General features: G+C 32.8%; 24 protein-coding genes. 9 read left to right on the plus strand and 15 right to left on the minus strand.

The window, feature by feature from the left end; translation table 11 throughout:
• Positions 1-256: 256 nt before the first annotated feature.
• The gene (locus ACJ6WR_RS20120; protein WP_039114067.1) at positions 257-865 is read right to left on the minus strand and encodes a YkgJ family cysteine cluster protein; all 609 of its coding nucleotides are present in this window, start codon (positions 863-865) and stop codon (positions 257-259) included.
• Between the two features lie 436 nt (positions 866-1,301).
• Between ACJ6WR_RS20120 and ACJ6WR_RS20125 the strand changes: the two genes are divergently transcribed.
• The 4 genes from ACJ6WR_RS20125 (at position 1,302) to ACJ6WR_RS20140 (ending at position 6,613) form a co-directional block, all read left to right on the plus strand.
• Positions 1,302-2,516: a TMEM143 family protein gene (locus ACJ6WR_RS20125; RefSeq protein WP_409416276.1), complete on the plus strand. Its 1,215-nt coding sequence runs from the start codon at positions 1,302-1,304 to the stop codon at positions 2,514-2,516.
• 163 nt (positions 2,517-2,679) lie between these two features.
• On the plus strand, positions 2,680-3,183 hold the full coding sequence (locus tag ACJ6WR_RS20130; RefSeq protein WP_409416277.1) for a hypothetical protein: 504 nt from the start codon (positions 2,680-2,682) through the stop codon (positions 3,181-3,183).
• A gap of 180 nt (positions 3,184-3,363) precedes the next feature.
• Entirely contained in the window at positions 3,364-3,834 is a 471-nt protein-coding gene (locus ACJ6WR_RS20135) for a DUF962 domain-containing protein (RefSeq protein WP_409416278.1), read from the plus strand.
• A 196-nt stretch (positions 3,835-4,030) separates the two neighbouring features.
• Positions 4,031-6,613, plus strand: coding sequence for a CotH kinase family protein (locus ACJ6WR_RS20140; protein WP_409416279.1), 2,583 nt, complete (start codon positions 4,031-4,033; stop codon positions 6,611-6,613).
• A 451-nt stretch (positions 6,614-7,064) separates the two neighbouring features.
• Here ACJ6WR_RS20140 and ACJ6WR_RS20145 read toward each other — a convergent pair whose 3' ends face one another.
• A complete protein-coding gene (locus ACJ6WR_RS20145; RefSeq protein ID WP_409416280.1) occupies positions 7,065-8,114 on the minus strand; it encodes a helix-turn-helix transcriptional regulator in 1,050 nt (349 codons plus the stop codon).
• Positions 8,115-8,284: 170 nt separating this feature from the next.
• Between ACJ6WR_RS20145 and ACJ6WR_RS20150 the strand changes: the two genes are divergently transcribed.
• Together ACJ6WR_RS20150 and ACJ6WR_RS20155 are read left to right on the plus strand one after the other, a co-directional pair.
• The gene (locus ACJ6WR_RS20150; protein ID WP_409416281.1) at positions 8,285-10,870 is read left to right on the plus strand and encodes a TonB-dependent receptor; all 2,586 of its coding nucleotides are present in this window, start codon (positions 8,285-8,287) and stop codon (positions 10,868-10,870) included.
• Between the two features lie 9 nt (positions 10,871-10,879).
• Positions 10,880-12,196, plus strand: coding sequence for a hypothetical protein (locus ACJ6WR_RS20155; RefSeq protein WP_409416282.1), 1,317 nt, complete (start codon positions 10,880-10,882; stop codon positions 12,194-12,196).
• A gap of 276 nt (positions 12,197-12,472) precedes the next feature.
• On the opposite strand, the gene ACJ6WR_RS20160 is transcribed toward ACJ6WR_RS20155, so the two are convergent.
• The 11 genes from ACJ6WR_RS20160 to ACJ6WR_RS20210 all read right to left on the minus strand — a co-directional run bounded on the left by ACJ6WR_RS20160 (position 12,473) and on the right by ACJ6WR_RS20210 (position 20,983).
• Positions 12,473-13,318 (minus strand): DMT family transporter, encoded by an 846-nt coding sequence (locus tag ACJ6WR_RS20160; RefSeq protein ID WP_039114076.1) that lies wholly within the window; start codon positions 13,316-13,318, stop codon positions 12,473-12,475.
• Between the two features lie 240 nt (positions 13,319-13,558).
• Positions 13,559-14,473: an urea transporter gene (locus ACJ6WR_RS20165; protein ID WP_409416283.1), complete on the minus strand. Its 915-nt coding sequence runs from the start codon at positions 14,471-14,473 to the stop codon at positions 13,559-13,561.
• A 76-nt stretch (positions 14,474-14,549) separates the two neighbouring features.
• Positions 14,550-15,248, minus strand: coding sequence for a sulfite exporter TauE/SafE family protein (locus ACJ6WR_RS20170; protein ID WP_039120287.1), 699 nt, complete (start codon positions 15,246-15,248; stop codon positions 14,550-14,552).
• On the minus strand, positions 15,245-16,045 hold the full coding sequence (locus ACJ6WR_RS20175; RefSeq protein ID WP_409416284.1) for an urease accessory protein UreD: 801 nt from the start codon (positions 16,043-16,045) through the stop codon (positions 15,245-15,247). Before ACJ6WR_RS20175 ends, ACJ6WR_RS20170 begins: the two co-directional genes overlap by 4 nt.
• Positions 16,045-16,683 carry an urease accessory protein UreG gene (gene ureG / locus ACJ6WR_RS20180; RefSeq protein WP_039114119.1) on the minus strand — a complete coding sequence of 213 codons (639 nt, stop codon included), beginning with the start codon at positions 16,681-16,683 and terminating at the stop codon, positions 16,045-16,047. The genes ACJ6WR_RS20175 and ureG overlap by 1 nt, the downstream gene beginning before the upstream one ends.
• Positions 16,684-16,705: 22 nt before the next feature.
• Positions 16,706-17,395: an urease accessory protein UreF gene (locus tag ACJ6WR_RS20185; protein ID WP_039120290.1), complete on the minus strand. Its 690-nt coding sequence runs from the start codon at positions 17,393-17,395 to the stop codon at positions 16,706-16,708.
• Positions 17,385-17,894 (minus strand): urease accessory protein UreE, encoded by a 510-nt coding sequence (ureE, locus tag ACJ6WR_RS20190; RefSeq protein ID WP_039114083.1) that lies wholly within the window; start codon positions 17,892-17,894, stop codon positions 17,385-17,387. The genes ACJ6WR_RS20185 and ureE overlap by 11 nt, the downstream gene beginning before the upstream one ends.
• A 35-nt stretch (positions 17,895-17,929) precedes the next feature.
• On the minus strand, positions 17,930-19,645 hold the full coding sequence (gene ureC, locus ACJ6WR_RS20195) for an urease subunit alpha (RefSeq protein WP_039114084.1): 1,716 nt from the start codon (positions 19,643-19,645) through the stop codon (positions 17,930-17,932).
• Positions 19,635-20,015, minus strand: a complete 381-nt coding sequence (gene ureB, locus ACJ6WR_RS20200) for an urease subunit beta (RefSeq protein ID WP_039114086.1) — start codon at positions 20,013-20,015, stop codon at positions 19,635-19,637. Before ureB ends, ureC begins: the two co-directional genes overlap by 11 nt.
• A 16-nt stretch (positions 20,016-20,031) precedes the next feature.
• The gene (gene ureA, locus ACJ6WR_RS20205; protein ID WP_039114087.1) at positions 20,032-20,334 is read right to left on the minus strand and encodes an urease subunit gamma; all 303 of its coding nucleotides are present in this window, start codon (positions 20,332-20,334) and stop codon (positions 20,032-20,034) included.
• Between the two features lie 271 nt (positions 20,335-20,605).
• Complete coding sequence (locus ACJ6WR_RS20210; protein WP_086894197.1) at positions 20,606-20,983, minus strand: hypothetical protein; 378 nt, start codon at positions 20,981-20,983, stop codon at positions 20,606-20,608.
• 397 nt (positions 20,984-21,380) lie between these two features.
• On the opposite strand from ACJ6WR_RS20210, the gene ACJ6WR_RS20215 reads away from it, so the two are divergent.
• Together ACJ6WR_RS20215 and ACJ6WR_RS20220 are read left to right on the plus strand one after the other, a co-directional pair.
• On the plus strand, positions 21,381-21,869 hold the full coding sequence (locus ACJ6WR_RS20215) for a GNAT family N-acetyltransferase (RefSeq protein WP_409416285.1): 489 nt from the start codon (positions 21,381-21,383) through the stop codon (positions 21,867-21,869).
• Between the two features lie 5 nt (positions 21,870-21,874).
• Complete coding sequence (locus ACJ6WR_RS20220; RefSeq protein WP_409417942.1) at positions 21,875-22,357, plus strand: MarR family winged helix-turn-helix transcriptional regulator; 483 nt, start codon at positions 21,875-21,877, stop codon at positions 22,355-22,357.
• A gap of 359 nt (positions 22,358-22,716) precedes the next feature.
• Here the strand turns inward: ACJ6WR_RS20220 and ACJ6WR_RS20225 are convergent, their stop codons facing one another.
• Complete coding sequence (locus ACJ6WR_RS20225; protein ID WP_409416286.1) at positions 22,717-23,247, minus strand: NAD(P)H-dependent oxidoreductase; 531 nt, start codon at positions 23,245-23,247, stop codon at positions 22,717-22,719.
• Between the two features lie 163 nt (positions 23,248-23,410).
• On the opposite strand from ACJ6WR_RS20225, the gene ACJ6WR_RS20230 reads away from it, so the two are divergent.
• A complete protein-coding gene (locus ACJ6WR_RS20230) occupies positions 23,411-23,779 on the plus strand; it encodes a helix-turn-helix domain-containing protein (RefSeq protein WP_039120302.1) in 369 nt (122 codons plus the stop codon).
• Between the two features lie 333 nt (positions 23,780-24,112).
• On the opposite strand, the gene nagA is transcribed toward ACJ6WR_RS20230, so the two are convergent.
• Positions 24,113-25,246, minus strand: a complete 1,134-nt coding sequence (gene nagA / locus ACJ6WR_RS20235) for an N-acetylglucosamine-6-phosphate deacetylase (RefSeq protein ID WP_409416287.1) — start codon at positions 25,244-25,246, stop codon at positions 24,113-24,115.
• Positions 25,247-25,486: the final 240 nt, after the last annotated feature.

The raw sequence follows: 25,486 nt of genomic DNA on the forward strand, positions 1-25,486 counted from the left end.
AGAATATTCCTTCTGGAAGTATCTATCATGAAAAAGTGCAAAAGTCTCTGATTTTGTGCTTTTTTTTATGATAAACTAATTAAAAAGATCTCTAGTCTTTTCATTGATTGTTTTTCTATTAGCTAGAAGTATATAGAATTTTTCAAAAAGCAAGACCATAATATGTTAGTAAGAGATAAAAATTAAGGTTTAATCTTTTAAAAGAAGATTTGTATCTCTGAATCTTTGTACCTCAGAACCTCTGTGCCAAAAAAAACTAAGCAATATTCTCTAATCCACCAGGAAATGGTCTGTAGGCATAATAATGTAAGACTTCTTCGATGGCCATTTTTAAAGCCTCATTTATAGGGAGCAATGTAATTCCCATTTTGAGGTCTATTTGTGCTAATTGCATATAATAATCAGTAAAAATAGGCACGTACTGTCCTTTATTAATCAATTCTTCGGCTGTATTAAAGTTATCTTGTTGTTCTTCTTTTATGATTTTGCAGGTTGCCAATCGCAGTTTTCCGTATTTATCGGTATTTGCGGCATAACCAAAAAGGCGACATATTAAGCCGCGATAACGATAATTGCTACATTTTCCTTTATGATGTTCCAAAACAGAAAGTGGGCGGTATAAGTGGCAATTTTTGTTGGATGTATTGTTTAATTCTGCTAAAGTTTCTTCAGCCAAACCATTTAAAAACAAATGAAATGCCCAGGGCAAAAATTCTAGGGGTGAAGCTTCTATATTAGGTTTAGAACAACATTTTCCACAACCAGCGTTACAAAATATATGTGTTTCAGATTGAAAAGCAGTAATTTCAATTTCAAGGCGGTCAAACAATGCTTCTACGAGCCGAACTTTATGTTCTATTGCCATTTTTTTGTGTAAGGTAGGCTAATAGAAATGGCTCATGCTACATTAGGTGTTTTTTTAATTTAGAAAGGTTCAAAGGTTCAAAGGAGCAGAGAAGCAAAGGAACAAAGGTTTTTTAGGAAAGACACTAAGGTGCTAAGAAACAGAGGGACAAAGGCAGCTTCGTTTATGAATAAAATAGTTTTTTTTAGTTATTATATTTGTTTCTAAAAGAAATAGTCTTAGAATCTGTATAAGTAGCTTCTCAAGTTACTCTCAGAGTTTTTTTTAATTTAGAAAGGCTCAAAGGCTATTTAGTTTGTGTAGAGAAAGCTCTCTAGCATTATACTTTATCCGCAAACTAGGCAGTCTTTGTTCCTCTGTTTCTTTGAACCTTTGTACCTCAGAAACTAAAAAGCTTTGTACCTTTGAACCTTTAAAATAAGCCCCCAAATTTTATATGAACCGAGAACATTATATTCCCTTTAACAAGGAGTTCTTACTCGAACAACAAATTGCAACTTTTAGTGAAGACCAAAATAAGGTCGATTATTTTATAAAATTATTCGATATTATAGAGCATTATTATCATTATGAAGCTTTTAATCTTAACCGAAATTTAAAACAAAATTATGCTCTATTCGATCCTGATTTAAGCCATAAGGAACGTGAAAGTTTTATAGGCAAGAGTGACTTTTCTGTTTTTAAAGAAACGCTTGTTACAGTTTTGGAACATGGTAATTATAGTCGCATTGACAAGGAAACATTAGATAAGGCTTTTAAAGATTCAGATTTAATAGGTCTAAATTTAGCAATAGATTTTAATGCTTTTAAAGATTACGAATTATATGTTAGAGGCAATCATAAGGCAAAAGAAAAGGTCACTAAATTTATTTTCTGGAAGAAAGAAATTGAGATAGAATATTATGATCGTGTCATGATTTATCTTAATTATAATGATGCCGATTATCTTAGAGAGAAAAAAGTAAAATTAGGAAAAATGCCTATTGAGCCTGGTTCTGTGGTTTTAAAAATCTTTAAGCGCGTTCCTAAAAATGACCTCGAAACGATATTTCCAAATGCAATCCCCAAGATGTCTACTACAGACAAACTCTTGTTGTGGGTTCCTGGTATTTTTGGTGGTGTTTCGTTATTGAGTACTACCGTAATTCCGGCATTGATTCGTATGTATGCTGCATACAAATCGGGAGAAACTCTTGACTTGCTAAATAGTAAAGCTTCGCTAAATCAGGGTTTAATTGCATTAGGAATTTTATCTGCATATTTATTTAGGCAGTATAGCAATTTTGTGAATAAGAAGATAAAATATTCTAAGATGCTTTCTGATAGTCTTTACTTTAAGAACCTAGGAAATAATAGTGGTGCGTTTTATTCTTTATTAAACTCATCAGAGGAGGAAGTACTTAAGGAAACTATCTTGGCTTATGCATTTTTAGAAAGAAGTAAGAATCCTTTAACTGCAGATGAACTCGATTATCAAATTGAATCTTGGTTTATGACAAAGCTAAATACAGATTTAGATTTTGATGTAAATGACGCTCTGTTGAAATTAAAAAACATTGGTCTTGGTATAGAAACAAATGGAAAATGGGAAGTTATCTCGCTTGATAAAGCGCTCCTTAAGATTGATGAATTATGGGATGGAGTTTTTTAGGAAAGACTCTAAGGTTTTTTTTAAAAGGTTCAAAGGTACTGAGGTACAAAGGTTGCTTAGTTTGCGAGTAAAAGGATTGTGATACATAAGTAACTCGACATAGTTTGAGGAACAATTTGGTACTAATATTTAAGAATGAGTAAATAATTGTTAAAAAAAAGGAATGATAAATATAAAATCAATCATGACAAAAAAGATTCTATTACTGTTAGCAGGTGTATTTTTTTTGAGTTGTCAAAAAGATAAAAATAATGTATTAATATTTGATGAGGTAGAGTATTATCACAGTAGCTTTTATAAATTGGCTGGTCCACCAGATAATACAGATAGGTTTGATATTTATTATTCTGATTTTGTGCAGGAAAAAAATAAATTCAATTATACAAAATTAGCTCAGTATGGATTTTTAAAAAGAGAAATAAGTAACGATTTTGAGGCCAATATAAAAGATTTTCTGACAGATAAAAATCCTGGAAAATATTTCCCTGACTATAGATGTTTAAACTGTTATCAAGATATTTTGATTTTTTACAACAAGAAAGAGTTAATAGGTGTCGCGAAATTTGACTTTTTATGCAACAAGTATTGTTTTACAAGTTTTCTTTCTGATAAAAATATTTATTTAAAAAAGGATTGTTTAAGGTATAAACACTTTTTTAAAGAATAAAGAAATGCGGTAGTTATCTTGTTTAAGAACTTTTATAGGGTGATAGTATCATAATCATTTTATCCGCAAACTAAAAGCCTTAGCACCTGAGAACCTTTATCCCTTAGTACCTTCTTTAAAAAACCTTTTTTGTATCTTTCATAAATTTTATTAGATTTACGTATACCTAAATCCTGAAATATGAGAACGTTAGAACAATGGTTTGATGAATATGCAGTAAGTCACCAAAACCCAAAGAATAAAGCGATACATTATGTATGTGTTCCTGCAATTTTCTTTTCGATTGTAGGTTTATTAATGAGTATTCCGAGTGGTTTAATTGCTCATACTCTAAAATTGAATGCTCCAATAATCGAAAATTGGGCTGTGGTTGTGTTACTTTTTGTACTCGTTTTCTATATTCGATTGTCGGTTGCAATGGCTTTTAAGATTGCAATTTTCTCGGCTATTTGTCTGGTTGTAAATTATTATATCGGACAAGTTTTTCCGTTATGGATATTTTCTATTGGTGTTTTCATTATTGCGTGGATTGGGCAGTTTTATGGACACAATATAGAGGGGAAAAAGCCTTCTTTCTTAAAAGATCTTCAGTTTTTAATGATTGGTCCAGCTTGGGTGGTTGAGAATTTATTCTCGAAGAAAAGGGTTTAAAAAAGGTGCTGAGGTGATAAGAACCACAAGTTCAAAACGGTGGCGGGTTAACAGGTAAAACAGCTCGTGAAATTTTAGAATACTTATGATTAAACAATTGTCCTAATTTGTTAATTATAAAACTTTTGAAAGTTAAAGAAGAAAAAAAATAAAGGCATTTTTGGAGTTAAATTTTTTAACTTAAATATAAACCTTTATGAATAGAACTTTACACCAAATTTTTAAGCGTTTTTTTTTATTGATAGTTTTAGTATCAATCTCTACAACTGCACAGATTAAAATAAATGAGATCATGGCGAGTAATACCATGAGTTATGATCCTACACAATACAACTTTTCGGATTGGATAGAATTATATAATCCAGCGAATACTACAGTTAGCTTTCGAAATTATTATTTTTCTGATGATATCAATTTGCCTACTAAATGGCAAATTACAAGCTCTAAGGCTAGTATCTCTAAAGCTGGATATTTGCTAGTTTATTTTGATGAAACTAATACAAGCACAAATGCAAGTTTTAGGTTGGAGCCTAAAGGTGGAACTATCTATATGTTTGATGCCAGTAAAAATCTTGTAGATAAAATAACTTATCCTCCTTTAAATAATGGTAATATATCGTATGGCAGAGCTACAGATGGTGGTAATGAATGGAGTCTTATGAGTTATCCTACTCCTAAAACAACTAATGCTAAAGGTTTTCCTGCAAGTAAACAGGCTGAACAACCTTTGTTTAGTGAAGCGGGAGGATTTATTAGTGGGACGAAACAAATTACATTAACGAGTAAAACTCCTGGAGCTTTAATTTATTATACTTTAAATGGTGACGAACCTTTTGATGCAACAACTCAGGTAACTGATGCATCTAAAATGCTTACTGGAAAAGCGTTGCTTTATAATGGCGCAATCTCTGTTACTAATGCTGTTATTAGAGCAAAAGTTTATGCACCTGGTTATTTACCAAGTACTGTTATTACTCAATCTTATTTGCAAAATAAACGAAATATTGATTTGCCTGTTTTTTCGGTTTCTATGAATGAAAAATATCGAAATGATGGAACGCTGGGAATATGGAGAAACTATAATAATAAGGTTATGAAAAGACCTTCTAATGTTGAATTTTTTCCAACTCAAAATGGGACGTCTAATTTTAACTATCAAATGAATGTTGAGATATTTGCAGCTAGTCAGCGTGCAAAAGAGCACAAACAATTTAATATTATAGCAGACAAAAGATTTCAGGGAAATAATCGAATGAAATATGACTTTTTTAATGAAAAGAAAGGTCAAAAAAGAAAGTCGGTTACATTAAGAACTTCGGGACAGGATGGTAAAAAAACGATGCTACAGGATGCATTAGTTCATGTTTTGATAAAAGATCAAATGGATATAGACCGTAGAGCTTATGAGCCTGCTGTTGTATATATTAATGGTAATTATAATGGCTTGATGAATATTAGAGAAAGAACTCAAAAGGATTATCTGGAATCTAATTATGGTTTGGAGACTAACGAATACGATTTGTTAGGTAAACATAACGATTATTCTACTATTCGTGCTTCTCAGGGAAACATGAATCAGTGGAATGAAATGGTAAGTTATCTTAAAGCAAATGACCTTAAAACTGAAGCTAATTATCTTAAATATGTAGAGAAGTATATTGATGAGCCTGAAGTACTAAATTATTTTTTAGTACAAACTTATATTAACAATCGTGATCAGCCTGATAATAACATTAAAGCATGGAGACCTTATACTAATAAAACAAAATGGCGTTATATATTGCATGATGCCGATTTGGCTTTAATAGTTTATTCATCTGCGGATAATAACATAAACCGTACACAAAAGAGTTCTACAAGCTCGATGGGATATGTTTTTTATAGTCTTTGTAAAAATGCAACGTTTAAGCAAAAATTTGCTGGTCAGTATATTGTTCATGCTTATCAAACATTTGATCCTACCAGAACAACACCTATTACTGATAGTCTTGCAAAAAAGATTGAAAATGAAATAGGTTATACACATGATGTTCATTCTTCGGTTCCGACTTTGGCAACTTGGAAAAAAAATATCCAATCAATGAAAGATTATTGGATTAAAAGACAACCCTATGCTACTAAACACGTAAAATCTTCTTTTGGTTTGAGCGGTAATGAGATGGCATTGAATGTAAATAATGATTTTTCTAAAGGGGATGTGTTGTTAAATACTATTAAATTGTTGAATAATTTTAAAGGGAAATATTTACAAAGTCTTTCTTATTCTTTGGAAGTTAAACCTAAAGCAGGTCATACTTTTAGATATTGGGATATTAAAATAGATAATGTAAGTAGTCAAGAATTTGGTGTTACTTATTCTGGAGTAATTCCTGCTAAAGCAACAAATGTTGTTATTACTGCTGTTTATGACAATGATACTGTAAGTTCTGAAACTAAAAAGAATGATGAAGATACTACTGTAGATGCAAAGGATGATAATACAATGAAATCCTCGGATGTGAGTTTATCTGAGAACAAAGTTGTTATCGAGGAATTAAATAAACAGTTGGTAGCAAGTGATGTTAGACTATATCCTGTGCCAATTACGGAAGATATCCTTACGATTACTGCTGATGGAAATACGATATTAGCAGTCGAATTTTACGCTATAAATGGTTCTTTGGTAAAGAGAGTTGTACCAGAGGAAATGCCTCTTGATGTTTCTTTTTTAAGTAAAGGTGTTTATTTGTTGCGTATTTACACGGATAATGGAGTAGTAGTTAAAAAGATTATTAAATAAAAACTAATTAGGTTCGTTGGGTGCAATTAATTTCAACACATAGAAACATAGGTCTTTTGCGCACAAAAAATGTGTTTCACTTGTTTTCAAATGCATCGCGTCCCGATGCTTTGGGATCGGAACTAGCTATGTGAAAGGAATGTATTTCTTTTTGTTCTCTTTTTTACACATAAAAGCTATGTTTCTATGTGTTAAATATTTTTTTTTCACGACCCGAGGGAAATGAATAGACGCAGTAATTGCGCCCAATGGGTTGATTAATTCTTGCAAACAAAAGGTTTTAAAAAAGCGCATTGTCTATGACTTTGCGCTTTTTTTGAATGTTTTTTTGAGTTTATTGTCTTTTAGCCCAGATAGTAACGGCATCCTTTTCTTTGTTTCTTTAACAAAGAAAAGATAGAGTGGATAGCTGGATTAGCTCCTTATAAAAATAATCGGGGTAATAATAAATCTAGATAATTAATAGGTCTAGTGCCGATAATTCTGTTACAAAAGGGCAGAACATACTTATTACCACTTCTTTTATTTTCATAAGTCCTGAACCTATGCAATTATTTTGATTCTTGATTTGACTAGGCGGATACCCAAAGTATTTACGGAATGCTGTACTAAAATGATTAGGTGATTTATAACCTAACGATTCTGCTATTTGGTATATATTTAGTTCGCTTTTTAGTAATTTTTGTTTGGCTTCAGTCATTTTTAGTTCATTTAGATAACCAAAAACTGTTGTGCCAAATATTTCTTTGAAGTATTTTTTTAGCTTAAATTCATTAGTTCCTACTTTTCGGGCAAGATCTATTAATGAGCAGGGTGCCATAATGTTTTGAGTAACTATTTCTCTGGCATGGTGCATTCTTTCGACATCAATTTTCGGAATTGAATGTAAAACCTTTTGCGCTTGAGTTAATTGCTCTACTTGTAACAATAATAATTCAGAAACTTTTGTTTCCATGTACATTCTACGAAAATGACCAGTTCTTTCGCAAGAACTTATGTCTCTTACTACAGCCAAAATCTCTGGCGTCATGATCTCGCTGTTTTTTACTTGTTTTGCTGGATTCTCATTAGAATATGTTGAGATGAATTGAAAATCCAGATCTAAAGAATCTACTAGTGTGTTGTAGGTATCTTGCGGTATTAATATCGAGAGGTATTCTATTGCTGTAGGTGTAGCGGGAAGTTTAGCCAGTTTTGTACCAGCGGGTAAGTAATGTATTTGGTGATGCATCATGTTGGTACATCCTTTCATAAAAAAGAACATCTGCATGACTGGTTCGTCTGTAAAATATTCAATTTTTATAGGCTGTAATAAATCTACCTCGATAAAGTTTATAAAAAACGATCCTGCTAAAGTTTGGCTATCTTTTATGCTGCCATATTTGGAATCACTGAATGTAATAATATCTTCAATAATTTCGTAAGCGTGATCTTTTTCTTCAAAAAAAGTCTGGTCACAGAGCTTGTAATCTATGTCTTTTATCGTGGTTTTAAGTTGCATTCTAATTCTTACTATGTTGGTTACAAAGATACGTTTATATTTAATATCTGTATTGAGTCTAAATAAAAACAATCCTTTTTGTGTATGTTATAATCCCTTATTGACACCCTTGACCCGAGAGACTAAAGGTAATTTTGCAGGCAAATTAACAATGCCAATTTTACTTTTTAATGCGTTTCAAAAACTACATCGATTGTTTTATAGCAATCAAGAATATAATAACTGCTTGTATTACAAATGTATGCGATGAGGTATTTGGGTTAAAAGAAAAACTTTTTTTTGTAACCAATACAAATACTCAGCCTTTAAAAGAGAAAAACTCTTTATTACAATCTCTAAAATATAGTTTGTTATTTGTTGGTATGTTTTTTCTGCCTTCTGGGGCATTTGCTCAAAACGGAACTCTTTCGGGAGTTTTAAAACTAGAAAACGGAACTCCAATTACTTATGCAGCTGTTGCTGTTAAAAACACCAAAAATCAGGTAATTACAGATGATGAAGGTAAATTTGAATTTAGAGGTCTTGCTTTTGGGCAGTATGAGATTGAGGTAAGTTCTATCGAGATTACCAGAAAGAGCATTAATGTAGAATTTAAAGGCAGCAACGAAAGGATTATTCTGGTTGTTGAACCTTCAGAAAGTTTAGGCTTAAAAGAGGTTGTTATTAATGTAAAGACTGAGAAAAAAGAGGTTGAAACTAAGGGTTTTGCTGTAAATGTTATTGATACTCAAAAGATGGCTTTGCAGTCTATACAAACTAATGAGTTGCTGGATCGTTCGGCAGGGGTTCGTATTAGGCAAGATGGTGGATTGGGTTCTAAGATTGATTATAATATTAATGGTTTATCGGGTAATGCTGTAAAGGTTTTTATTGATGGTGTTCCTGCTTCTAACTTTGGTTCTTCATATTCTTTAAATAGCATTCCTCCAGCATTAATTGAGCGTATCGAGGTTTATAAAGGGGTAGTTCCTGCTAATCTTTCTGAAGATGCATTGGGTGGAGCGATTAATATTATTCTTAAAAAGAAAACTAGAAACACGCTTGTTACATCTTATTCATTGGGTTCTTTTAATACTCATCAATGGAATATAGCGGGTAATTACCGAAAAGAAAATGGGTTAACAGTTGATGCTTCTGCATTTTATAATTATAGCGATAATAATTATGAAGTTTGGGGAAAAAGTATTGCTTTTAAGGATTATACAGGGCAAACTAAGACTGACCAACGTGCAAAACGTTTTCATGATGCTTATAAATCATCTGGAGTAAAGTTTGAAGCTGGTTTTACAGATGTTAAATGGGCAGATAGGTTTATGGTTGGTGGTATTTTATCTAAGGATTATAAAGAGGTTCAGCATGGTATTACAATGGATAATGTATATGGTGACCGCCATACCAGACGTAATTCTAGTATTGCGACATTAACTTATAGTAAGAATGATTTTTTTGCAAAAGGATTTTCGCTAAAAGTTGATGCAAGTTATTCTTATTTAAAAAGACAGGCTATAGATACTGTAGGTGTTATGTATGACTGGACAGGAAAACCAATAATGTATCCTGACGGAACTTATGTAAAATATAGTAGTGGGGCAGAGGTAGCAAGTGCTAAAACTCTAGGTATTAATACTGATAAGACTTTGTTTGTTCGTACGAACTTAGGATATACAATAAATAGCAATAATACGATATATGCCAATTATATGTATAATAATTTTATACGTGGTATATCGGATGAATTACAACCTTTAGGTCTGCAATTACTAGAGAATACCAGGGATTTACAAAAAAATATCGTTTCGTTTACGTATGAGAATTTGGCTTTCTCTCAAAAATTAAGAACTAATATTTTTTATAAACATTATTTTCAAAAGGCAACTTCAAATGAACCTTACAGGAAAGATATTGTTACAGGAGTTCCTAATTACGAAATGAGAGTATTTACCAAAAAATCTGATTTTAGCGGTTATGGTATTACTTTATCTTATGAATTAAATCCTAATTTGTATTTGTTAGGATCTGCAGAGAAAGCGATGCGATTACCTAGTCCTAACGAATTGTTTGGTAATGTTAATGATAATTTACTCGCTCCGGCAGGAGAGCTTAAACCTGAAACGAGTTACAATGTAAACATTGGAGTAAATTGGTCTGGATTAAAATTTGGGGATCATTCTATTAGACTAAATACCTCTCTTTTTTATAGAGATACAAAAGGTATGATTAGGGAATCTATAAGGGCAGGAAGTTTTACTTACTCGCAATTTGAAAACTTAGAGAATGTAATGTCTCGTGGTATAGATGCTGAGATTATTTATGATTATGCCAAGAAGTTTAATCTCTCTTTTAATGTATCTAAGTTTGAGTCTTTATTTAATACTCAATTTGATGCCAATGGTGCTCCATATTTATTTTACCGTATGCAAATAAGAAACGAGCCTTCGTTTAAATTTAATATTAATGCAGTTTATTATCAGGATGATTTATTTGCAAAAAATTCAAAGGCTTCTATTTATTATAATATCAGCTATGTGGATGAATTTCTTAGGAATTGGGCAAATGTGGGAGGAAAGAACTTAGACTATATTCCAACACAATTTTCTAATAGTTTAGGAATCGCTTATACTTTTCCTTCTAATAGATTTACGATTAGTGTAGATGCAAAAAACATATTTGATCAACAGATATTTGACAATTTTGGTTTGCAAAAACCAGGCAGGGCATTTTATGCCAAATTAACGTATTCATTAACTTCAAAATAAATAATCGCAATGAAAATTAAATTTAGAAATTTAAAAAGTACATTACTATCAGGTGCTTGTGCAATAGCTTTATTGAGCTCATGCAGCAGTAATGATAATAATGGAGACACTCCTACATCGCCAGAGGTAAAAACTGATTTTCAATTGGCTTTTGCTAGTGGTTCTGGTAGTATTTCTGGTACTTATCTTCAAGGGGTTACAGATCTTTCTCAAGGTGAAATTTCATATTCTAAAAAAGGATATTCAATGACTTCATCTCGTACAGCAAGAGTATTTACATCATCGGATGGTTCGCTTGTTTACAGTCTTAATTATACAATTGGTACTATTGATAAGTTAACGTACCATGGTGGAGATAATTATAATAAAATAGTAACTTTTGATGCTTCTATTCCATTAGGGGTTAAGGCAGTACGTTTTACAAAAATGACTGATAAAGTTGGATCTGTTCATAGTATTGCTTCTGTTAAAGTATTTGGAGGAGCTAATAATACAGAGTTTTTAAAACATAAGATAACTGCAAGTATCGGTCTTCTTGATTTAGAAGTCATGAATTTTGGTAGTAACTTTAAGAAAGATATTGATGTAGTTCTTCCTGGAACTTTGGCAAGTGAGGGGTATTATATTGATCGTATTGATTGCCCGGTTATTTCTGGTAATAAATTGTATTACGGTACATCTGTAAGTAAATTTAATGCATCAACTGGTGCTAATGATGCAACTGATAAAACATTTACTCTTGTATTAGACTATCCAAGTTTAGCTAATGCTACTGTAATTAGTACTTCGCAAGTTAAAGGAGCTACAAATGGTTACCGTACACCAACACAACACTTTAATGAAGCTGGTGAAATCATGCAAATGGTAAGTAACGGTAAGGATTTAAATATCGTGAAAATTATAAATGGTAAATATGATGAAACCTATAAATATAGCGTAAGCGGATTGTTAGGTAGAGATGCTTCTAGTAATGGTTGGTTCTATGCTGGTAACGGAATTGGATATATGCCTTACGAAAAGAAAGGTGACACAAAAATTCAGATTGGTGTTGATAAAAATGGTGATCCAAGCTATTCTGCTCCTTGGGGATTGGCAAGAATTGACCTTAAAAACAATACGATTGTAGACTTAAATGTACCTGCTGGATTATGGTTAACTCAATACCAATTTTCAGTTGTTAAAAATGGTAAATTTTATATTGCATTAACTCCAGTAGGAACTCCGGGTAACATCTATATGTTTGATGTAAATTCTACAGATGCTAATGGTACTTTGGGTGCAAGAATAACAGCAGGTGCAGATCAATATTATATCGGAATTTTTTAAGGTTCTGAGATTTTAAGAAAGGTGCTGAGGTACTAAGAAAGGTACAGAGGAACTAAGAAGCAAAGGTTCAAAGGTTGTTTGGTTTATGTATAAACTGAGTAACTTTTGGACCTTTGTTTATTTGTAAGGTGCTAAGGTTTTTTTTGAAAAGGGACTAAGGCACTAAGATGCAAAGGTTCAGAGGTTTTTTAAGAAGGTACTGAGGTTCTAAGAGGCAAAGGGACAGAGGGCACAAAGTAATCTAAAATCTACCCCGAAGCCTCGGGACTAAAATTTCTATTTCTTCGCAGTCATTGTTGCGCCAGCAGAAGCTATAACTACCAAGGCAACAGCTAGTATTTGGCTTATAGTAAGGTGTTCTTGCAAAAAGAAAAAGGCACAAATCGAGGCTGCAGCAGGTTCTAAACTCATTAAGATACTAAAGGTGCGCGGAGGTAGTTGTCCTAGTGCTTTCATTTCTAATGTAAACGGAATTGCGCTCGATAAAAGTGCAAGTGCAATACCCATTCCTAATAAACCAGGTGTTAGATTACTTAATCCGTTTTCCATAATTCCAAAAGGGACGATAAGTATAGAGGCAAATAACATTCCTGTAGATACTGCATCACCATCTTTCATAACTCTGGAAACTTTTCCTCCTAATATGATATATGTTGCCCAGAAAACACCTGCTAATAATGCAAATAAAACACCAACAAGATCGATACCATTGCTAGACCACGGCGCAATAAGAGCAATTCCTATTGCAGCAAGTAATACCCATAAGTAATCGACTAAACGCTTAGAACCAAAAACGGCTACTAATAAAGGTCCTACAAACTCTAATGTAACACCAAGACCAACCGGAATTCGTTCTATAGCTAGATAGAAAATTAAGTTCATTGCTCCCAAAGACAAACCATAAGGAATTACAAGTTTCCATTGAGGAGGAGTAATCATACGTAAGTTTGGTCTATAAACTAATAATAATATTATTGCAGAAATTCCTATACGTAACGATGCAGTTCCAGCTGCACCAAGAACAGGGAATAGACTTTTTGCAATGGCCGCTCCGCATTGTACACTTAAAATTGCTAAGATAATTGCTGGTAATGGAGGGATATTTATTAGTTTGTTTTTCATGGAAAGATTCAAAATATGAGGGCGCGAAATTACAAAAAAACTAACTTAAAATTTTGTAATAAAAGTTAAATGATTTGTAATCTTTTCTTGAATATTTTACAGGAAAAACACTACAATATTTTTAAGCGTTTTTCGGTGATTTTTAACCATATAAGTCATTTAAGAAAACTTAAGTTTCGTTTACATGAAAGTTATATTCTTATATGGTTAACTTTTTAGTTTAATGATATAACTCAAGAATTAATCCTCTAGTTTGGCGAAAAAATCATTCCTTGAAATATAATTTTTAAGAGGTAAAACCAAGCAAGTTGCCAAAACAAATGGTAGCGTAAATGCACCACCAGCATTTTGAAGAATTTCAATTTTAGCATTTACTAATCCGATATTGATTATGACACAGATTACTACTGAAATTAAAACCAGAGCACCGTCTATTTTTTTATTTCCAGCAAAAACAATGGCACACAGTACTGCATTAAAACTAAATAATCCCATATGAATTTCATTAATAGGCTCGTGTCCATGAAAAGAAAGTGCCGAACTTATTGCAGAAGCCATTAAACCATATAAAGCAGCAATAGGCGAATTAATATAAACTCCGATAAAGAAAAGAAGCCCTGCCCAAATACTTGCCTGAAAAATTACTTCTCCAAAGCCATTAACCTCAGAAGAAAAAGCGTCAATATCTGTTAAATCGGGAACGGTTAGGTATTCTGGTGATGGAGGAATATTCGAAAAGTGGTGAAGTAATGATACTATAATCCAGGTAACAAAAATGAATGGGAAAGTAAAAACAGGAATTTTTCTTTTAATGAAGAAATGCTGAAGCATTGCAGCAGCAATAGATCCCAGAATAACGAGTAGCCAAATAACAGCTTCATTTTTGAATAAAAAAACCAATGCAACACCTACTAATGACGGACTGAATCCGTATAATCCCATTTTAATTTCTTCTTTGTCATATTTTAAAACCTTAGCGATAAGTGTACCCGTTAAAGATGCAAGAAGTACTGCAATACCCATTGATGCAGATCCTGCAAAAAGTCCAATGGTAAAAAGCAATCCAGTATAGATGTTTTCTTGTAGCATTATTTGTCCAACACCTTTTAAAACTTCACTTGCAAGGGGAAATTTTTGTTCTATTATTTTGTTCATCTTTTTCTTTTTTAATCTAATTTGTAGATTTTTTGTTTGCTATAATTGTAATTATTTATAAAGAAATTATAACAGTTTACCATCCTAAGAATACCATCCCGAATGCGCAAGTTGTAATTACAAAACCACCTATTGCGTTAGAGTAGCGCTCTAGTTTTTCAGTCTTGATAAGGCTGTATCCATAACGACCTAAGATTACCATAAGTAACATGGTTAGAACGGTAGAAATTGTAAAGACACTAATAAGTACCACGATTTCGGTTACAGAACGATGTGTTCCTGAGAAAAAGAGTAGAGGAATCAAGGGTTCGCTTGGACCCATAACAAAAATTGCAAATAGAACCAAAGGTGTTACTTTTACTCTTTTATCAGGCATTACAATTTCGCCATGTTTGTGTTCAAAAACATAAACATCTTCACCTAGAACATCAAAATGTTTATGAGGTTTGTTTTTATAAGCTTGCCAAACTCCATAGATTAAATAAATGAGTCCAAAAATCAATAAAGCCCAGCCAGAAATGTTTCCGCGTATATCCTGAAACCAGCTTATTTTATTCATTTGCCAGCCTAAAAACACAGCAATCAGACCAAGAACTACAGAACTTAAAACATGACCAAAACCACAAACTATTGTGAGCATATAGGTTTTAAAAGCAGACCATTTTCTTGAACGTGATAATACAATAAAAGGTAAATAATGATCTGGTCCCGACATGGTATGTATGGAACTAATGGATATGGCGGTGAGCGATAATGCCCATAATGTCTCTGTCATGATAAAATATTTTCGGTTTTAAAAGCCCATACTTTTTCCTGTATTTTCTGGAAGCAATTAAACATTTGTTCTCCTCCGTGGCCTAATAATCTTAGAACAAAACCATCATTTTGTAAAGATGAAATTCCGAATTCCAACTCCTTTTCAGTTGCCATCATTTCGTAAATATCTTCTATAAAATCATCAGTTTTAATGTTTTTAGTATTCAGATAAACTAAAGTGCCTTGATGAGTAAATGTTTCTAAGCAACCTATAGAATCTAATGGGATTATTTGGGGGCGTAATAAAATATTGTCTTTAAAAATTAATTTTTGCTTATGGAAGACTTCAGTTTTATTCTGAAAATGAGAATATTTAAAAATTTCTCCATGGTGTTTTCTCCCGCAAGTAATTATTTCACCCATCATAAGATCACAATCATCTTCGATGTAAATTGTATTTGTACTTATAAATGTTGAATTTTCATGTGGTACAATCGGATGTGGTACATAAAAGAAAGAAGTGTTTGCTTCCATTTTTGCAACAAGATTTTGCGTTGCATGACCATCCATATTAAATAAACGCTGGTAGGATTGTGATAATAGCTGCAAACGAGCATTTTCTTCTACCAGAATATCGATATAATAATTATCACCATTTAAAATCCCTGGTGACGAATTGGTTATCATTAAGTATGCGCCACCATCCTTTTTTAATTGCCCCACAGGAACAACGCGAAAAGGAGGTGTTACATACACATCTTTCATATAAGAGTTTCCGTCTCTACAGCCTGTTACGATGCTTAATTTAGAATCCATTAGCGGTATAACTTTGGTTCTTCGACATCTTCTAAAAGGGCATATTTTTTAATCCATCCTATAATACTGTCAAGACCTTCATCTGTTTTAAGATTACTAAAAACAAATGGTTTTCCCTGACGCATTCTGCGAGCATCATTTTCCATTACTTCTAAGCTTGCACCAACCATAGGAGCAAGGTCAATTTTATTAATTAGTAATAGATCAGAACGTGTAATTCCTGGCCCACCTTTTCTTGGAATTTTTTCACCTCCAGATACATCAATAACAAAAATGGTTACATCGGCTAAATCTGGACTAAAGGTTGCCGAAAGGTTATCACCACCACTTTCGATTAAAATAATTTCGATGTTAGGAAATCGTTTTGCCAGTTCATCTACAGCCTCTAAGTTCATACTTGCGTCTTCGCGAATGGCCGTGTGAGGGCATCCACCAGTTTCTACTCCGATGATTTTCTCTTTTGGTAAAAGACTGTTTTTTGCCATAAATTCGGCATCTTCTTTAGTATAGATATCATTGGTAATTACCCCGATATTATAATCGTCCATTATTTTTCTGGAAAGTCTTTCCAAAAGTGCTGTCTTTCCAGATCCTACAGGACCAGCGACACCTATTTTCACATATTTTCTATCTTCCATTTTTATTCTAAATATTATTGTTTTAAGACATATATAGTCTTGAATATAATCTCTCATGTTGCATGGCTCTTATATCAAAAGCAATGCTGCACATTCCGATTAGGTTTTTATCTAAACAAAGGGTTTCTGCTACCAATTGCGCTATTTTAGGCTGAAAGCGAAACATCATATCTTGTCCGTCAAGCTGACTCAGAGGAACTAATTTTACACTATTGGTAATCATTCCGATGCAACTGTTGTAAAAAAAGGCAAACAAAGATTCTTCCAGAGGGATTTCCATTAAGCAGGCATACATCCCAAAAGCAATAGCATAATGACCCGTTGTATCGCCTTTATAAATGCTTTGCTCGTATTGCAAAGCCAGATCAAATTCTTTATGCCGCCTGAAAATTTTAATGAATCGCAGCCCTAATTTTTGGCTGGCATCCCGCATTTCTCTGGGAGATTTTAATGCAGTACATTCCTGATCCAGAAGAATCAGGGCTTGCAAATCATTGTTTAGCGTTTTTTCATAAGCCATTTTCATAAAAGAGGCATCATTGAATTTGATGTTGTATTTAAGCATGTTTTCAATGAAAATTTCAGCCGATGGGGTATCTTTTACGATATTGTTTTGCACATAAGTTTCCAATCCATTAGAATGGGAAAATCCTCCTATGGGCAATGTGGGATCGGCTATATGCAGTAAACTGCCTAAAAATTTATTGGTCATTTTTTGAGGCGATATTAATAATTTTGCTGAATAAAGAAGTACTTCCCGCATGACCGTGAGGTTCTACGTTTGATTTTAATAAATTCAGTAATTGATGTTCTTCCTTTGTAGGCTGGTAACCTGCGGCTTCTAACCATCTAAACATGGGCATTTCAAAAGGCATTAATACTTTATCGTCTTGTATAAAAAGTGGCATATGTTTATTGCCAATTTCATAACAAACAGTTCCCATTTGCAACATCGTAGTAGGCTTTATTACAAGAGCTTCGCAAGGTTTTATGTACACAACAATAGCTGTATCATTATCTTGATAAAGGATGTCGCCATCACGTAATCGTTGTCCTTCTTTTAAGAACTTTATAGACAATTCGGTACCACCATTGCTAGTTTTTCGCTGGATGCGCTTGGTAGATTCATACCATTCTATTTCCAGTAAGTCAACCTTTAGTTTACCTAAAGGTTGCTGGGCAGTATTACCTAATATTTCTTTAATAAGCATGTGATAACTTTTTTAATTTAGTTTTAGCTAAGCTCTTAAAACATAAAATACAATTGAGCCAAAGGCAATTTAGTAGCAGGTTCACATGTAATATGTACACCATCTACCAATACTTTGTAATTCTCAGGATTTACTTCAATATCAGGAGTTCCATCATTATGAATCATGTTTGCTTTAGAGATGTTACGGCAGTTTCTTACTGGTAAAACCATTTTTTGCAAACCATATTCTTCAACAATTCCTTTTTCGATAGAAATTTGAGATACAAAAGTGGCACAAGTACCATATTTAGCTTTTCCGTGAGCACCAAACATAGTTCTGTAAACAATAGGTTGTGGAGTAGGGATAGAAGCATTTGGATCTCCCATTTTTGCAGCAGCAATAAATCCGCCTTTATAAATTATTTCTGGTTTTACACCAAATAATGCAGGTTTCCAAAGTACAAAATCGGCTATTTTACCTATTTCGATAGATCCAACATAATCAGAAATACCGTGAGCAATTGCTGGATTAATAGTGTATTTAGAGATGTATCTTTTTACACGGAAATTATCATTTTCGGTATCTGGCTCTAAATATCCTCTTTGAGAACGCATTTTGCTAGCCGTTTGCCAAGTTCTGGTAACAACTTCACCTACACGCCCCATAGCTTGCGAGTCAGAACTCATGATGCTAAATACTCCCATATCTTGTAAAATATCTTCGGCAGCAATAGTTTCTGGACGAATTCTAGAATCTGCAAAAGCAACATCTTCAGGAATGTTTTTACTTAAGTGATGACAAACCATTAACATATCCATGTGCTCATCTATAGTATTTACTGTAAATGGTCTTGTAGGATTTGTTGATGCTGGCAAAACATTTTTATACATTGCAGCTTTAATAATATCTGGAGCGTGTCCGCCTCCAGCACCTTCAGTATGAAAAGTATGTATAACACGACCATTAATCGCTGTCATAGTATCTTCTAGAAAACCAGCTTCGTTTAAGGTATCTGTATGTATTGCAACTTGCACATCATATTCATCAGCTACAGTAAGAGAAGCATCAATAACAGCAGGAGTTGCTCCCCAATCTTCATGAATTTTTAATCCTAATGCACCAGCTTCAATTTGTTCTACTAACGGTTTAGATGTAGAACAGTTTCCTTTTCCGAAGAAACCTAAATTCATAGGATATTCTTCTGCAGCCTGAAGCATTTTTTCAAGATTCCATTTTCCAGGAGTAATTGTTGTAGCATTAGTTCCGTCATTTGGTCCAGTTCCACCACCAATCATTGTTGTAATACCACTATACAAAGCAGTTTCTATTTGTTGCGGACAAATAAAATGAATGTGTGTATCGATTCCGCCAGCAGTAAGGATATAACCGCTACCACCATGAACTTCGGTAGAGGCACTAATGATAAGATTAGAATCTACACCATCCATAATATCTGGATTTCCAGCTTTACCAATACCTACGATTTTACCATCGCGAACACCTACATCGGCTTTTACAATTCCCCAATGATCAATAATAATAACTCCTGTAATACAAAGGTCTAACGAACCTTGCTCACGGATAGAAGTTGTGGATTGTCCCATACCATCACGTACCGTTTTTCCTCCACCAAAAATTACTTCGTCACCATATACTGCATAATCTTTTTCGATTTCTATTATTAAATCGGTATCTCCTAATCTAATTTTGTCTCCAGTTGTTGGTCCTGCTAGATTAGCATATTTATCTCTACTTATTTTAAGACTCATTTGATGTATTTTTAAAATTTAATTGCTCAGCTAATTTTAATGCCATGTCTTTATTATGTGATGAATTGGCATCACCGTTTACAAGATTATTTAGTCCCATAATTCTGCGATTTCCACCTATTTTTACAAGGCTAACTTCTTTTTCTTCGCCTGGTTCAAAACGAACCGCAGTGCCAGATGGAATGTTTAAACGCATGCAAAATGCTTTTTCTCTATCAAATTCCATGGCTCTGTTTACCTCAAAAAAGTGAAAATGTGAACCTATTTGTATTGGTCTGTCTCCTGTATTAATTACTTTTATACTAGTTGTTTCACGACCTTCATTTAAGATGATATCGCCTTCTTTTATAAATATTTCTCCTGGTATCATTTTTTGTTTTTTTAGATTAACGAATTGGGTTGTGAACAGTTACCAGTTTAGTTCCGTCTGGGAAAGTTGCTTCTACTTGTATGTCATGAATCATCTCTGGGACACCCGGCATTACATCGTCTCGTGTTAGTACTTTGGCACCACTTTGCATAAGTTCGGCAACAGTATTGCCATCTCTGGCACCTTCCATAACAAAAGCTGTTATGATTGCAATAGTTTCGGGATAATTAAGTTTTAATCCTCTAGCTTTTCTTTTTAAAGCGACCTCGGACGCTAAAAAGACCAATAATTTCTCGGTCTCTCTTGGAGTTAAGTGCATATTTTTTGTTTTTAAATTGTTTAAAGAATACGGTGAATTACTTTCGAATTTGAGTACATCGAAAGTGGGGAAAACAGTAAAGTAATTTGTTGTATGTAATTCGTAAAAATGGCACTTGATACATAGGGAGATAGATTCCGAAATTAAGTTTCAGGCAATTTTAAAACATCAAAAAGTTAGCACATAGAGTTATGCGTTTTTTTGATAAGAATACCTTTTCTACACTTTGGAAGTTATGTTTCTGTGTATTAAAAATAGTTAACCCGAAGGTTTATGGTATTTTTATTGCGTGGTATTGTAAGAATAACGGTAAATTATACTGCGTACTATTTGGACTCTCTTTTAGAAGTGAGAATCTATTATCAAATGAGTTAGTTTGTAAGTAAACCAGAATTTCATAAGGAATGAAATATGGGTTTTCTATATCTAAATCTTCATTTGAAATTATTGAATCAATATCATTATTTATTCCTGATAAGGTTTTTTGAATAGACACTTCCTTTTTGTGACTACTCTTTAATAATGGTATTGCTTTGTTATTATCTGCTAACAAATTTTGTCCAAAAAACAGGAAAAATATAAAATAGAAGAATAGGACAAATCTTGTCTTATTCTTAATTTTTAAAATCTCGCTTTTTAGATTATGCATTTATTTTTTTTGTAGAAATTACTTTACAAAATTACTGTTTTTAGTAATTTGTAGGCTGCTCTACCTGCTAAAGATTTGTTAAATATAATACTAAAAAAATAAATTGTCGTTGTTTAAAGAATTTGTTTTATGCGTAAGTATCTTATTTGCAGTGTTTTAAGTGATTTTTGAATAAGGTTTAGATTATCTGTTTTGTTTGAAAAAAGTTTGAGTAAACTATTTTCTATAAAAGATGACTGATATTGATTGACGTTTATAATTGGTACTATGATTTCTTGTTGTTTTTTTTTTATGATGGTAAATCATTGTTTATATTTTTACAAATAGTATATTTTTTTAGAATAATTTTGTTTTATGTATTTAACTACGTAGTTTTGAGTTATAAAATATTTTGGCAATGAAAACAATAATTGTTCCTATCAATAATGACTATTCAGAAGCAGTAGTTGATTTAATACTAAGCATTCAGCAAAAAGAATTTAATGTTCCTATTACTTTACAAGACCAGCCTGATCTTCTTGAAATAAATAGTTTTTATCATGAAAAAGGAGGTTGTTTTTGGGGAGCATTTGTAGATGGAGAATTGGTTGGTACTATTGCCTTGGTAAGATATGATGATAGGGAAGGCGCAATAAGAAAGATGTTTGTAAAAAAAGAGTTCAGAGGCAAAGAGTTATTCATTGCCCAACAGCTTTTGGATACTTTAATTGCTTTTAGCAAAGAAAATGACATACTTGATTTATATTTGGGAACAGTTTCGATATTAGAAGCAGCTTTACGTTTTTATGAGAGAAATAATTTTATAAGAATTGAGAAAGAAACACTTCCAGAGGCTTTTCCTGTAATGGGAGCCGATAATGTGTTTTGTCATTTAAAATTAAACTAGATATGATGAATATTATAGATGAATCGGGGATTTTAGCACTATCTACAAGGTTACAACGCCTTAGCGAACAATTGCGTAAAGACGGCGCTTTGCTCTACAAATCATTTGATATTGAGTTTGAACCTAAATGGTTTCCAGTAATTTATACACTTTATAATAAAGGCGTATTGAGTATTGTAGAAATCGCCAATGAGATTGGTTATACACATCCCTCTACAATTAGTTTGCTAAAAGAATTAGAAAAACAGAAGCTTATCCGATCCAAAAAAGATAAAGAAGATGAGCGTAAACGTTTAATTGTGCTTACTACAAAAGGACAAGAACTTATCTTAAAAATGAAACCTGTTTGGGATATTATCTCCGAAGTTCTCAATGAAATTACTGATAATGAAAATAATTTATTGAAAGCGATTAATGAAGCTGAAAGCAAAATTGCTAATCAGAGTTTTTTACAACGAGCATTACAATTAAAAGAAAGTAGATTGTAACCTGTTTTAAGATTATTTTTTTTGTGCATATACTTTTATGCTATTACAATATAATGTAGAGACGCACCGCAGTGCGTCTAACAAGAGGTTATTTCATTTTGTTTACGCATGTACTTTTGTGCGATAACCATATAAAGTAGAGACGCACCGCAGTGCGTCTAACAAGAGGTTATTTCATTTTGTTTACGCATGTACTTTTGTGCGATAACCATATAAAGTAGAGACGCACCGCAGTGCGTCTAACATGAGGTTATTTCATTTTGTTTACGCATGCACCTTTGTGCGATTACAATATAGTAGAGACGCATCGCAGTGCGTCTAAAATGAGGTTAAGTTTAAAACAAGTTTAATTTCAGTTATTATAATTGCTCTATAAATGAAATATAATCATGTGTGCTCTTTTCTATTCTTTCTGGGGTAGCATTATTTTCTGCACCATAAAAAGCGAATAATGGTTTATAATCGGCTTTTATATAATTAAAAGTAACTTCAAAGGGAGCAGTTAGTTGCTCTAATGTGTATTTGTATCTACCCGTTAAACTGTAGTCTTCTTCATTAATTCCTGCGGCGATGCTTAAAGCAATTTTTTTATTGCTTAGTTTATATCCACTTTTGGAGCCATATGCCCATCCGTGTGTTAATACTTCATCCAGCCATTTCTTGAATAAAGGCGGTGAATTAAACCAGTAAAAAGGGAATTGAAATATAATTGAATCATGGGTTTCTAAGAGCTGTTTTTCTCTTTCAATATCAATTTTCTCATCTGGATATTCGCTATGTAAATCATGTAAGAGATACTTTTCGGGATGTTTTTTTAGTTCCTCAATCCATCGTTTGTTTATAATCGAATTCTTTAAATTGGGATGTATAATAATTACTAAAGTTTTCATGTTATGAGTTTTAAAATTTGCTACTGCAAAGGTCAAATACATAGAGGGATTAATCAATAAGGGGCGAATTAATCATGTAGTGATAAATTAATCACCATTGAAAACTGAAGTAAGAACTCTATTTTATCTTTACTTTTGTAAATTAACAAATGAAACTAAAGATATGTATCAACGAAAAATTCCAATAGATTATAATTGTGGTCTTACTGTTGCAATGGAAGTGGTAGGTTCTAAGTGGAAGTTTTGTTTACTAGATGAAATTTCTAAAGGGATAAAGCGCCCTAAAGATTTAGTAAAAGAAATCAGTGGTATTAGCAAGCGCGTATTACAAAACCAATTAAAAGAACTGGAATTTCATGGACTTTTAAGTAAAACAGTTTACACAGAAGTTCCGCTACGAGTAGAATATTATCTTACCGAAACAGGAGAATCTCTTTTGCCATTAATTGTAGCACTCGATAAGTGGGGATTGGGTTTTGCTCCTCAGTTGCAAATGATATTAGAAAAAGAAAGCTTAGAAGTAGAGGTTTAGACTAGGAGAGGAAGTTTTTTGCCACAGATTACACGAATTTCCACAAACTTGTCCTTTGCGGTTATTTTGTTGCTTAATCCTCAACTTTTTAATCCGATTCGATTTAACCGCAAAGTACACAAAGAAAAAAACGCAAAGGCTCGCAAAGCTATTGATTAAACTTTGCGAGCCTTTGCGATTAATTTTTTTGCCACAGATTAAAAGAATTTTAACTTTAAAAATCCGTTTTATCCGTGTTTTCGCGATAGCGAATCTGCGTAATCTGCGTTCCTTTTTTCAGCCACAGATTTTAAAGTTTTGCGTTCTTTGCGTAAATCCTTGCGACCTTTGCGGTTAAATAACCGTAACAGCATCAAAATTTAATGTTTCTATTACCGATAAATCAGCATTGAATTGAACAAAGCTAGCAGGGAAACCATTTTTTATTTTCCCAAATTGATCTCCTAAACCAATGGCATTAGCCACGTGTGAAGTTGCCATTTTTATAGCTTCATCTGCAGAAACATCTAAATGATTATAGGCATTTTGTACTGCATCTTGCATTGATATAGCTGCTCCAGCCAGATTGCCATCGTTGTTTCTATAAAAGCCATTTTCCAGATGTGCATCAAAATTATCCCATTTAAAATCAGAAACTTTTCGCCCTAAAAATGTAGCGTCACTAATTAAGAAAAATTTATCTTGTTTTAGTTTATAAGCCAATTTTGCTGCAGCATAATCACAATGTGCGCCATCCAGAATCACGGGCGCATAAACATTTTCATTTTCGAGAGTTGCTCCAACTAAACCAGGTTCGCGATGACCAAATTGTGTCATGGCATTAAATAAATGGGTAACGAGTTTTATCCCTTTCGAAAAGTAAACTTGCGCTTCTTTGTGGGTAATGGTCGAATGTCCTATCGAAATTGTAATTCCGCTTTCTAATAGCATATTCAGTTGTTCATCAGTAAAACATTCTGGAGCAATCGTGATTACTTTTATAACATCTTTTCCATGTCGTATAATTTCTTCAAGTTCAGAATTAGTTGGTTTACGCACTTGGTCAATACTATGTGCTCCACGTTTTAAAGGATTTAAAAAAGGACCTTCCAGATGCATTCCGATTACGCCATTGTTATGCTTTTTTCTGTAACTACGCACAGCTTCAATTCCTTTAAGAATCGTTTCGTTAGATGATGATATTAAACACGGAAGCACATGAGTTGTTCCGTATTTAAGACTTGAATCATATATATCCTGAATCGTTTCTTCGGTTGGAGTCTGACTAAAATAATGTTTTTCGCCACCATTTATCTGAATATCGATAAATCCTGCCGCAATATGGTTTCCTTGTAAATCAATCGTTTCAATATCATTTGGAATATCATTTTGAACAGAAAGAATCGTTCCGTTTTCGATAATAATGACACCGTTATTTATTATTTCGTCACCAGTATGTATAGTTGTATTGATAATGGCTTGTTTCATTTTTATAATTTTATTGCTAATGTTTAATTAAGTATTTTACATTAATTGCACTACTTTTTATATTTAATCTTGTAATACAAACTTAGCATATTTCTTAAACAATGATAAGGATTTGATTTTCAATATTAGATTGTTTTTTTATTAAAAATATATTTTCGTAAAGCACCAGAGTAGCAAAATTTCATAGATAATTTGTGAATACAAAATGGGAAACTTCAATTTTATAAAAGTAAAATATAC

This window comes from Flavobacterium sp. PS2, assembly GCF_046250155.1.
In the GTDB taxonomy this organism is placed as follows: domain Bacteria; phylum Bacteroidota; class Bacteroidia; order Flavobacteriales; family Flavobacteriaceae; genus Flavobacterium.